Source organism: Candidatus Parvarchaeota archaeon, from assembly GCA_016866895.1.
Classification (GTDB): domain Archaea; phylum Micrarchaeota; class Micrarchaeia; order Anstonellales; family VGKX01; genus VGKX01.
The window spans coordinates 1-10,470 of record VGKX01000024.1; the positions used below are offsets into that span (position 1 = coordinate 1).

Annotated in this window: 9 protein-coding genes; 5 read left to right on the top strand and 4 right to left on the bottom strand. The window is 50.4% G+C overall.

The window, feature by feature from the left end; translation table 11 throughout:
• On the top strand, positions 1-397 hold a 397-nt coding region (locus FJZ26_01710; GenBank protein ID MBM3229121.1), incomplete at its 5' end, for a ribonuclease Z.
• Between the two features lie 84 nt (positions 398-481).
• Here FJZ26_01710 and FJZ26_01715 read toward each other — a convergent pair.
• Both FJZ26_01715 and FJZ26_01720 read right to left on the bottom strand, forming a co-directional pair.
• Complete coding sequence (locus FJZ26_01715; GenBank protein ID MBM3229122.1) at positions 482-889, bottom strand: hypothetical protein; 408 nt, start codon at positions 887-889, stop codon at positions 482-484.
• Positions 890-1,025: 136 nt separating this feature from the next.
• Positions 1,026-1,784: a hypothetical protein gene (locus FJZ26_01720; protein MBM3229123.1), complete on the bottom strand. Its 759-nt coding sequence runs from the start codon at positions 1,782-1,784 to the stop codon at positions 1,026-1,028.
• Between the two features lie 113 nt (positions 1,785-1,897).
• Between FJZ26_01720 and FJZ26_01725 the strand changes: the two genes are divergently transcribed.
• The 4 genes from FJZ26_01725 to FJZ26_01740 are packed head-to-tail and all read left to right on the top strand — an operon-like array spanning position 1,898 to position 8,246.
• On the top strand, positions 1,898-2,740 hold the full coding sequence (locus FJZ26_01725) for a hypothetical protein (GenBank protein MBM3229124.1): 843 nt from the start codon (positions 1,898-1,900) through the stop codon (positions 2,738-2,740).
• A gap of 42 nt (positions 2,741-2,782) precedes the next feature.
• Positions 2,783-4,384 (top strand): phenylalanine--tRNA ligase subunit alpha, encoded by a 1,602-nt coding sequence (locus tag FJZ26_01730; GenBank protein ID MBM3229125.1) that lies wholly within the window; start codon positions 2,783-2,785, stop codon positions 4,382-4,384.
• Complete coding sequence (locus FJZ26_01735) at positions 4,381-6,762, top strand: hypothetical protein (protein MBM3229126.1); 2,382 nt, start codon at positions 4,381-4,383, stop codon at positions 6,760-6,762. Before FJZ26_01730 ends, FJZ26_01735 begins: the two co-directional genes overlap by 4 nt.
• Complete coding sequence (locus tag FJZ26_01740; GenBank protein MBM3229127.1) at positions 6,747-8,246, top strand: hypothetical protein; 1,500 nt, start codon at positions 6,747-6,749, stop codon at positions 8,244-8,246. The genes FJZ26_01735 and FJZ26_01740 overlap by 16 nt, the downstream gene beginning before the upstream one ends.
• Positions 8,247-8,248: 2 nt before the next feature.
• Here the strand turns inward: FJZ26_01740 and FJZ26_01745 are convergent, their stop codons facing one another.
• Together FJZ26_01745 and FJZ26_01750 are read right to left on the bottom strand one after the other, a co-directional pair.
• Positions 8,249-9,085: a hypothetical protein gene (locus tag FJZ26_01745; GenBank protein ID MBM3229128.1), complete on the bottom strand. Its 837-nt coding sequence runs from the start codon at positions 9,083-9,085 to the stop codon at positions 8,249-8,251.
• 267 nt (positions 9,086-9,352) lie between these two features.
• A complete protein-coding gene (locus FJZ26_01750) occupies positions 9,353-10,372 on the bottom strand; it encodes a phosphate uptake regulator PhoU (protein ID MBM3229129.1) in 1,020 nt (339 codons plus the stop codon).
• Between the last annotated feature and the right edge of the window lie 98 nt (positions 10,373-10,470).

The window sequence follows — 10,470 nt, forward strand, 5'->3', positions numbered from 1 at the left end:
CCAGATGTTCACGCAAATACAAAAACAGGGCCATGTGATGGTTGGGAAACGGAAAATCAGGCTTGAGCAAGTGGCAAGAAAAGTGCAGGGCAGGAAAATCGTCTATACCGGCGACACGCAGCCGTGCAAATCAACCATTAGTGCAGCCTTGGGGGCTGACATACTTTTCCACGACAGTTCGTTTTCAGGCCAGCAGGAGGCTGAAGCAAAGGCCACAAAGCACTCGACCATTTCGCAGGCGGCCGCTGTTGCAAAGCAGGCGGGGGTGGCCAGGCTTGTGGCAATACACATAAGCCCCCGCTACGGCGAGCCGGCGCTACTGGAAAAGGAGGCGCAGGAAATCTTCCCAGCCACCACAATCTCGTTTGACGGCATGGAAATCCTGCTAAAGCCTTGAGTTGTTATTGCTGCCCCCGGGTTTTCCGAATCTTGTAGTGAAAACAAGGCATTATCCAAAATTTCCCCAGGCAGCCTTCCTGCACTAGGAAGCAGGCGAGGGTTTTGCAGGCGCCTTAGATATTTCAATCCTTGGGGGAACCATTGGCGGAGTCAGGTTTAGCGGCCTTATGACAAATATCCCATTTGTCCCGCACGTGAAGTTGATGGAGTTGAGAACGACTTCGGCAAAGTCGTCTGGAAGCTTCTTTGTCTTTTTGTATGTGTCGTCTATTTCCTTCGCCTTTTTGGGCTCCTCCTCAGCGCTTAGGGTTCCAGACATCTTAAGCGTGCCAACCCCGCTTTCATACTTGACTATGTAAGTGTATTTGAGCTTGACATTTTTGCCGTTCACAGACACTTCCTGTATCTGTATGTCAATCCCGATGCCGGCAATGTTGTCCTCCTTGTCCCTTTTTGCCTCAACATAATCTATTGTTCCGCCTGTAATCATAAGTCTCACCTTAGTTTTAGTTTTTTTCGCCCTGGCGCCTGCAACGGGGCGTTCAATCAAGGCGCAACCGCAAAGCCGCCGCCTTGTAAAAATTGCCAAAGCAAGCTTTATATCTCTCTGCTTGCTGCCCAGTCCACTATTGCGGGTTTATGTTTGCAGCCTGGCCAGGCTTGAGCACAACCGGCTTGGTTGTTTCACCAAGCCTTCTTACAAACTCGTCAGCGCCCTGCTCTAGATTGTCGTGGGTTCCATAGTGCATTGGTATGGCGTATTTGAATTTTGCCAGCCTGCACACGGAAGCCGCATCATTGTCGTCCATGGTGTATGTTCCGCCTATTGGAAGCAGAGCGACTGTCGCCGAATTTGCCTCAATTCCAGTGTAATTGTAGGTGTCTCCTGCATGATATACTGACAAGCCCCCCATTTGGACAATGTAGCCTACAGGGCATTGCGACTGCGGGTGCACGGCTTTGGCAACCTTTACCCGCACGCCCCTGGCGCTAAACTCCTGCCCTGCCTTAATCTGCATCATTAGCCTTGGATTTATGTCAAGCTTTCCAATTGCCTGCACAGGGCCCACAACTGTTGCGTTTGTCCGCTCAACAATCCGTTTTATGGCCTGGGAGTCAAAGTGCCCTGCATGCTCGTGCGTTACAAGCACAAGGTCAACCCCCCTGACAGTTTCAGTGTCAAGCGCGCTTGGAATCAGCCTCTGCCTTCCCTCAATGACTTGTGCATTGCATGGGTCAATCATTACGGATGCACCCTGCGCCTCAAGCTGGAAGCTTGAATGCCCAAAATAAGTTATTTTCACTGGCATTTGAACACCACTCAAAACAAAGCCCTTACAAGTCGCCTTGGTTTTTTGCCTCGGCAGCCTGCCAGGCATAGACATTTTACTAAATGCATGTGCATCTTTAAATAGGTGCTAGTTGAAAAAATTTCATGGGAGATTTGGCACAAGCGGGTGCTTGCCGGAATGGGGGGCAAAGCAGGCAAAATTACATCTTGCCCAGGATTGCTCTGGCATTCCTTTTTCTTTTCATAATGGCCGGGGGGGCATCTGCCGAGTTCTTGCTCCGCTCGGTTTCAATCAACATTGAGGCCCAAAAAAACGGCGATGCCCACATAACGGAGGAAATCTCACTTTACCTAAATTCAAAGGACTCGGTGGAGCTTTACAAAAGCGGCATTGCAATAAACGACTTGGGCTCGTGGAAAACCAGAACAGGCATTGAGGAGGTCAGGTACCACGTTTCCTCTGCTTACGTGGGTGTTGAGAACCTGAGAATCAAGCCCCAAAAGGTCAAAAAATGCAGCCAGGATTACGGCACTTGCAATGCCATTTTGATAATTGACTATGTGGCCACTCCAATCTTCAACAAGACCGGAAAGGTTGAGGGAACAGGCGTGTTTTTAGTTGAGCAAAACAAGCCGCGCACAATCCGCTACTCAATTAACCCCAAAGCACTTTCCCTCAAGGTCAATGATGAACGCGACATTATACTCGACCGACAGACCACACTTACAATTTCAATTCCCAAAAACTCCCTTGTGGAATCTGTCCAGCCCCTTCCTTCGGCCTTGTCAGAGCAGAACATAAAGGTGCCGTTCAATGACATAAACACGCTAAGCTGGAGGGACGAAATACTCTCAAAATATGAGCTTGTATTCATCCGCGAGGAGTCCCTTGAATCCGAAATACTGCAGTTTTTCAGCAACGCAAGCAGGAAAGTTTCGGGTCTTATCATGGGGCCTGAAGGGCTTGCATTGATAATCATCCTTGCGATTGCAGGTTCATCTTATGTTTATCTCAACTTGGTTGGCAAGAAGTCAAGACAGGAGCAATGAGGGAGCAATAACAAGCAAACTGAAGTCCCATTCCAATGCAGGCTGCGTGATTCTCAAAAGCTGCATGAGGTAATTTTTGTGCAAAAACCCGAACACTTCCCGTCGCAGCTGCACCAGCTTGAAAAGAGGCTTTTGTCCGCCCTTTCCCAAAGCCACCAAGGCATGCCTGCGTGCGCCTCTGCTGCAGGGCTTTTGCCTGATGAGGCCTCAAGGGCCGCGATATGGCTTGAGGAAAAAGGCCTCGTGTCAATCAAAAGGCACAGTGCAATTTCCTACGGGCTTTCATGCGAGGGCGGCCAGTTTCTCAGCGCCGGCCTTCCTGAGCTTCGGGTTGTGCAAAAGGCCATTAATGGAGCCGGGATAGGCTCTCTTGACGAGCAAGAGAAAAAAATAGGCATTTCCTGGGCAAAGCGCAAGGGCTGGATATCACTGCAAGGCGGGGCCGTCTCTCCGACTTCTCAAGGGATGGAGGCCTTGAAGTCTGGCAGCCTGCAAGATTCCTTGCGGCAAATCCAGCAAGGCAGGGTGCCTGACAAGGGCCTTCTTGAAGAGTTTTTGTCAAGGGGAATAGCCACAAAATCAGAATCCAAAAGCCTGGAGCTTGCGCTCACTCAACACGGTCTGCAAGCGCAGCTGCAGCTTGCAAACCAAAGCTCGGACCAGTCAGGCGGCAAGGGAACCTTTGAAATCAACCAGCTTTCGCGCCAGTTAATCATGTCTGGGCAATGGAAGAACGCGACCTTGAGGAAATACAACATTCTTGAGGATGTGGCAGGCCAGCAGGTTGGAAAAAGGCACGTCATATCCCGCTTTCGCGAAAACATACGCGACATTTTTGCGCAGCTTGGGTTTGAGGAAATGGAGGGAAGCATTGTAGAGTCGTCGTTTTGGAACTTTGACGCACTTTTCCAGCCGCAGGACCATCCAGCCCGGGAGCTTGCCGACACTTTTTATGCAAATCTTGACATGGAGCTTCCTTCGGACAAGGGGCTTGTTGGCAGGGTCGCAAAAAGCCACCAGTCTGGCTGGAAGTATGCCTGGCAGGCTGCCGAGGCAAAAAAAGCAGTTCTCAGGACGCACACTACCGCAGTTTCTGCAAGGCATGTCTCCTGCTGCAAGGGCGCAGGCCCTGGAAAATACTTTTGCGTTGGCAAGGTTTTCAGGAAGGAGGCAACTGATTTCAAGCACCTGGCGGAATTTTTCCAAGTCGAAGGCATAATAGTCTGGGAGAAAGCTACAATGTCCGACCTTTTGGGCATCCTCTCCGAGTTTTACAAAAGAATAGGGTTTGACAAAATCCGCTTCAGGCCGTCATTTTTCCCCTACACGGAGCCCTCGTTTGAAATCGAGGTTTATTTTGAGGACAGGAAGGCCTGGATGGAGCTTGGGGGCGCTGGAATTTTCAGGCCAGAAGTTTCCCTGCCCCTTTGCGGCAGGTATCCGGTTCTTGCCTGGGGCCTTTCACTTGAGCGGCCCCTGATGCTTTTGCACGACATTAAAGACATACGCACTTTTTACCAAAATGAAATCGGCTGGCTGCGCTCGATGCCTTGCCTTGGCACTGCAAAGAACGCTGGAAAGGCAGCTGCCAATAAACCAGGGGCTGAAAAGGCGGCTGCAAAAAAACCGGATGATGCCAAATGAGACCTGCGCAAAAGCTTGCAGTGCTTATTTTTTGCGCAATACTATTAATCGGCTTCATCTATCTCTGGTCGCCTGAACTTAACTTAATGCGCCCAGCCGCGCCTCAAGCAAGCAAGGCGTCAGAACCTGCCGCAGGCACGGCACCCAAAATCACCATTGTTGACTATGGCTATGCTACAGGCCAGCAAGGCCTAGTGCCATTTCAAAGCGTCCAGTTTGTTTCATCTGGCATGTCAGGGGCTTCAGTTGAATCCTATTTTTTTGCCTCCAAACCCCAGTCCCAAGTGCTGCTTTTGGATTACCCTGCAATTGACGCAGACGACTATCCAAGTTTCGCCTCCGCATTTTTGCAGGAGCTTTCCAATTATGGCGTGAAGGCGAGGCACGCCAAGCTAACAAACTCCACAAGGCTTTCAGATTCAATTATTGTCGCCCCTAATGGCGCCTACCCTCAAGTGCTGGCGCTTTTTGAAAAACGGCTTTTGGGCAGCGGCAATTCGATAATATTTGTCGGGCCTGATGCATCCCTGCAGCTCTCGCAAGACGGCTCAATTATCCAGCCGCAAACCCCAGGCAGCGGCCCTTTTGCCTTGCTTTCAAGCAATGCGCAGCCATCAAGGCTTGAGCTAGGCGGCATCCAGGCCCTTGCCCTCCAGGTTCCGGCTCTTCCAGCCCAGTCCGCAAATATGGGCAGCCAAAGCGGCTATTTTGTCTGGGTAAACGGCACAATCAACACACTTGGCGGCCCCAGGCGGGCTGCAGGGGTGCTTTCATCCCTTGCAATCCACCAGCCGTGGCAAAACCAGCGCGTTTATTCCAGAATGGAATTTTCAGGCTCCGCAAGCCAGGCCAAAATCATGTTCCTCCCAAAGCTTCCTCAGGCTCCTAATATTGTGCAGCAAGCGGCCGGAGGGCAGGCATACCTGCACTCTGTTGCCACCTTTGGGTCTGATGGCGGGCTGAAAAAAGGCGCTGTCTGGGATTTGCCTCTCCAGCAACCCCCTGGGGCGGTTGCCATCAGGGAGCGCGCGTTTCCAAATGAAATCCTGCAAGCCTCATTCAGGTTTTATGCCAACAACTCAAAACCAGTCCTTCTTGACCTGACTTATTCGCTCGTGTCAGCGCAAGGCGAAGTTTCAAGGGTAAGTGCAGGCAAGGGGCAAGTCAAGCAGGTCCTTTTTGGAAGCGCTGCTATAAACGCCCCAGGCGTGCCTGGCGATTATCTTGTCGTGCTTTCGGACCAGTATGGCAGGCGGCTTGGGAATGGCCGGCTCCATGTTTCCAACATGTCAATAAGCACTCTCCCAGTTGCGCAAAACGTGTTTGTGTTAAATGCGACTGTTGATTCGCTTCCGGTTGACTCTTATGTAACTGTCTGGAAGGAAGGCTCTAATGCAAAGGGCACATATCCGCTAAGCAATGGCATATCAACAATAAGCGCCAGGCTTGAGCCGGGCAATAACGCCTTTTATGCCTCTTTGCTTGGCCAGACGCGAAGGTTTGAAGTGCTTGCCCCACAAAATCCCCAAAACCTTGCCTATCTGGCGGTTTTTGGCGCAGTTTTCCTTGCAACAGCCTTTTACTTTGGCTCAAAAAAGAAAAAAGACAAAATCACCATTTATCTGCCTGAAGGAGACGCGGAAAACACAAGTGGCGGCCAGAAACGCCATGTCATGCAGGTAGGTTTTAAGGAGCTGAGGCGGGCGTTTGCGGTTGGGGCAAGAAAGCTTGGATTTTCCCAACAGCTTCCGGTGCTCTCGGCATTTGAGGCAAGGCTTGCGCTTTGCAGCAGCCTGGCGCGGGGGAAAACACTGCGCTCAACCCAGTCAAACGTTGAATCCCTGCTTGGGCATTTTGTTTTAGCCAAAAAGGCAGCTTGCCATTTGGGCTACTATTGCATCTGCCCAAAAAAATTCAGCCAGAGAAATTTCGAAGGCCTTGTGGCGCAGCGCATTGCAAGGGACGGGCTTGTGGCCCACGGAAGGGCATGCAGGCAAAAGGGCCGGCTTTTGGAGATTGGCAAAACAGCGCTTGCAAGCCCGCACCAATGCATTGACAAACTCGGAATTCTTGCAGGAAAATACAAAAAAATCATAATCGTGTTTTCACAAGAAAATGAGCTTGCCAAATTCGCTGAAGAATACGGGATAGGGTTTGGCCCCAAGGCCTCATTTGACGCTGCAGCAAAAACAAGTGCGAGCGCAAAAACGGATGCAGGCGCAAAAACAACAGGCGCAAAACAAGGCAGGCCGGGCCACTTCGCTTTGTCCAAACAAGCCAAATCCATTCTGTCCAGGCAAGCCAAGATTGCAAGAAGGCTTTTTATCCAAGGAAGGCTGCATCTGGCTTTGGCAGCGCGGGCGTGGGAGCTTTGCTAGCTGACAATGGCAAACAACTTATTATTTTGCCAAGGGCTGCGCTTGCATCAATCCTGCTCCTGTTTTTTGCATCAGGCTGCCTTTTTGCGCTTTCACGGCCTGCCTACCAGGACATGTTTCTTGGCATTGAAAATTCCTCACTTGCAAGGCTCAATTCGCTTTCAGGCACAAGCCAGAATATTTTTGGCATACAGGAAAACCCGCCGCCTGTAAAATTCTTCTTTGCAAGGCTTTTGTACCCTCTTCCGTCTGTAAACGGGGCATCTAGCTCCAGCTTTCCGCCTTCAATTGCCTGGCTGTGGGGCGACTCACACGAGGCTTTTGGAATACATTCTCGTCCAAGGGCGCACCCGGACTGCCCGGAGGACTCAATAACTTACGCCCAGCTTGCGCCGCCAGCCTATTCGTTCGCCTTTTCTTTTGAAGCCCTGAGTTACTCGCCTTTGGCCGTGCAAACAAGCACTTTGCGAAAGCTTGAGTTTTCAGCGCCCCCTAGCGCCTTGCTCAAAGTGCCTTTTTCGCACACTGAGCTTGAGGGCATGCGGCCTGGCAAAAATCCAGCCCAGCGTCCAATACTTGCCGTTTCTGTTGACTCGTCTGCAACCTACAGCTACAAGGCAATTGAGCAGAGGCACTCCTACAGCTGCGCCTATTTTCCAGACGGCTCAAAGGGGTGCGGCTGCACAAAAAGCACAATTTCAAGCATCATCTCCCCTTCTTTTTCCGACAAGTCAAACCTTTCAATCCCAATCGAGTCAGGCCCGGTTCTTTTTTCAGTCTTGCGGCCTGCGCTTCTTGCCACTGATTTGGAAAATGAAACTCTTCTCATCCTTATTTTTTCCAATCGGAACCTTTCTTACATCGCAGGCTCATTTGCAAGCCCCGGATTTCCGCAGCAAGGCAGCAGGGGCGGCTCGGACGCGCAGCAGGCAGGCCAGGGGGATTTTGGCTTCCTGCAGCCAAGGCAGCAAGCATTTGAAGCGCCACTTGCCAACTACTCAATTTTTCCATACTCTTCTGATGCCAGCTTGTCAGGCCTAGTTGTCCTTAGCGCTGCAGTCCAAGAAAACTACAGCCAGTCAAGCCAAGGCCAAATTCCCCTGCGGCTCAACAAATCCGTGTTTTCCAATTCTGCAGGCGCATTTGCAAACGACACGTCAACGTTTTCCTATGTTTATGTACTTCAGGCCGATGCAAACGGCCTTTCGCCCAATAACTTGTTGTCGCTTTCCGCCTACGACTTGTTTGGCTCCTCCTTCAACTTCTCAGTCCCATTTGCAAAAATCACAAGGCATGCACGGTCCGGGGAAAACATTTCCACGCAGTCTTGGCCTAGCCCAATGCAGCTTCTTGGCAAGGGAGGCAGCCAGACTTTTGGCAACAGGGATGCTGCCCAAAGCAGCATCCTTTCAGTTATCCTGCTTTTTGCACTCGTCGGCCTTGCCCTGGCCTTTTATCAAAAAAAAGTGCTCTACAAGCCTTAAGCCTAGCTGCCTGTGATGTTGAAAGGCGCCTTTGCAATCTTCATCGAATATCCTTCCCCAACCGCTTCAAGAATTATTCTTTTTTTCTGGTCCACCCACATTGTCACCTTGCTTTGCCCTTTATCAGGCGAACTTCCGACAACGCTTACTTTGTATGCCGCCCTTCCAAACCTATCCTCAACTCCAATGACTTTGACGCTGCTTGTTTCCTGCGTCAGGTACTCGTTTGCAAACAAAGGGCTTTCCAATCTTGTGCCATAGCTTATGTTGGCGCTCCACTCAAAGCCAGGCTCAAGTGCAAGCATCCAGGGCCTGAAAAGCATGTTTGGCACGCCGAGGTCTGATTTTGCCATTTGCACGCTTAGCTGGTTTTGCGCCACTGCGCCTTGCCCTGTGCCAGGGCCTGAAACCAGACCGTCTTTTGCAAAACAAAGCGAATAGGCAAGCTGGCCCACCCCGTACTTGACTTGCATGCAGCCCCCCTGCCGCTTCACTTCATAGTCAACAAGGCCCTTGTTTTGCGAGTCATCAACAAGGTAGCTGTATTTCTCCCCGTCAATCAGCTGGAGCATGGAATTTTTTCCAATCCTCTCACCGCTTATGTACAAGACAGGCTCTGATTTGCTCAATAGCGCAAAGTATGCTACTGCAAGAAGAAACAGGGCCATTACAGAAATATTGAGAAGGACAACCCTTTTTGACACTCGCATTCCGAAAATCCCATAAGTCGCATCCTCTCCTAAATGCGCGCCGCTTTGCGCACTAGGACTCATGCGCATGGGGGACTTTCCATCCCTCTTCCTCCGGTTTTTTTTTATTTGCACAGCATTTCTTGGCATGGTCCACCTGCAAAACGGGCTTCAGCGCCCCGCCTTCCCCTTCTTCCAGCTTGCCTTTTCATCAATGCACTCCTTTGAATAGCCCGGCCTGATTGCGTCCTTGTACATCAGGTAGACAAGGGCAATAAGCCCGGCAACCGTTGCAACAAGCCAATAATCCAAAACCATTCAAACACCCGCATTCCCCTGTCTTGTCTTTCGCGCCTTTGCGCTTATCAAGTTTTCCATTTGCATGTTTTCAGTTTTTTTCCATATGCGTCTTTTCGCTCAAATTTTCTCATCCACGAAATTTTGTGCATGCGGTATGTCAAGCACAATCTCGGCAATGTCGCGCCCCAGGTTTGCAACGTCATAGTACCGTGTAAGTATTGTCAGGGCAAGGGGCTCGACTTTTGCAAAACCAAGCATCCTTTTCATTGTTTCTGTTTTTTTTGCCATGAAAGCCGAGTGCTCGTCCAAAAGCTTGTTTGCAGTCTTCTTGTCGTTTTCGTAAAACGCAAGCATTGCCTGTGTGTGCATTTCGTAGGTGAATCTGTTTGCCTCCAAAAGCAGTGAAAGGGCCCCATTGGAACTTATGCTTGTCGGTATGTCAATAAGCTCCTGTGCATTTCTGTAAAAACTATCCGCAATCCGCTCAACCCTGCTGCAGGTTATGTACAGCTCTATGACTTTTTGCGCAGGCAGGTGCAGCACCTCAAGCATCGCCGAATCTTCCATTGCCCGCCGAAGCTGGCGCTGAATAAGGAAAGTAAGCCTGTCAACCTCATCCTCCTGCTCCATTATCTCCTTGAGCCTGTAAGCCTGCCTTTCCTCAAGTGCTGCCGCGAATTCCTGCTGCATGTTTGAGGCAATCATGTGCGAGCGCTTGAGCGTCTTTTCTATGGAAAGCCCGGCCTGCGAAAAGAAGTCCTGAATCATCATGTGTTCAGGCTTCTCATCCACAATCTCGTAGCCTATCAGCCTGTCAACACAGTCCACCACCGTTTTCCTGATCGGGTGCGTGAAGGGCTTTTTTGACCGCATGTTCACTATGTCAAAACCGTTTAGGTAGCCTGAGAGAAGCGTGCGCGCAAGCTCGCTTGGGATTGAGCCGGTGTCAATATGGAGATTCATCTCAAGCTTTTTTTTCTCGCTTTTCTGCGTCCCAATCTTGAGCGTTCCGTCAGGCATCTCGTCCAGGTGCAGCTCCTGGCCCTGCGCAAGGTTGTTTTTTGTCGCCCATGCCTTTGGAAGCGAAACAATGAAGGTCGATTTTCCTGTCAGCTGGATTTTCCTTGTCTTTGACATGCAGGACACCCCCAAGATTTTCTTTATAAAGGTTTACGTAATTGCATTGTTTTGTACTTGTCTATATAGAATAATTAGAATTTAAATATCTATTGTCA